Here is a 950-nt window from a genome sequence, read left to right as displayed (position 1 = left end):
TCTACGACATCCTGGGCCGCGCGGGCGGCCTGGACGCCGCCGCCCAGGCGCGCGTCTTCAGCGAGTGGAACCGGGGGCCGCTGGCGTCCTACCTGGTGGAGATCACCGCCCAGGCCCTCTCGCGCATCGACGAGGAGACCTCCAAACCCCTGGTGGACGTGATCCTGGATGCGGCCGGACAGAAGGGCACGGGCCGCTGGACGGCCGAAAGCGCCCTGGAGCTGGGCATCCCCATCCCCACGCTCACCTCCGCCGTGGAGGCGCGCGGTCTTTCGTCCCTCAAGGAGCAGCGCGTGCGCGCCTCGCGAATCCTCCAGGGCGGCTGCGAGCCCCCCGCCGTGAACGTCGCGGACCTGGTTCGCGATGCAGAGCAGGCCCTCTACGCCGCCAAGGTCTGCTCCTACGCCCAGGGTTTCGCCCTGTTGGCCGAGGCCGACAAGGTCTACGGCTTCGGGCTGGACCTGGGACAGGCCGCCAGGGTCTGGCGGGCCGGTTGCATCATCCGGGCAGATTTCCTGGACGACGTGACCGCCGCCTTCAAGGCCGACCCCGCCCTGGAAAACCTCCTGGAGGCCCCGGCGTTCACCGCCGAAGTGGGCCGCCGCCTGCCGGCCCTGCGCAGGCTGGCGGGCGTGGCCATCGCCTCGGGCATCCCGGCCCCGGCCCTGTGCGCCAGCCTCGCCTACTACGACGGCTTCCGCTCCGAACACCTGCCCGCCAACCTCATCCAGGCCCAGCGCGACCTCTTCGGCGCGCACACCTTCAAGCGCCTGGACAAGGAGGGCGTGTTCCACGCCCAGTGGTGAGCGCCCGCACCCAACGGCACGCAAAGACGCCCGGCCGGGAGCGCGCGCTCCCTCGCCGGGCGTCAACCGTTCGGGACGCAGTGAAGCATGGGCCGGGAGCGCCGCAAGCCCCGCCGGGTCCGGCATTGCCCCCCGCAAGGGCGG

1 protein-coding gene is annotated in these 950 nt (G+C 72.4%); it reads left to right on the top strand.

Annotated features, from left to right (window positions below; translation table 11 throughout):
- On the top strand, positions 1–806 hold an 806-nt coding region (locus tag ACV4UX_RS12760), incomplete at its 5' end, for an NADP(+)-dependent, decarboxylating phosphogluconate dehydrogenase (RefSeq protein WP_491593658.1).
- Positions 807–950: the final 144 nt, after the last annotated feature.

Source organism: Fundidesulfovibrio sp. (assembly GCF_058402725.1).
This window is presented reverse-complemented; position numbering and strand designations above follow the sequence as displayed.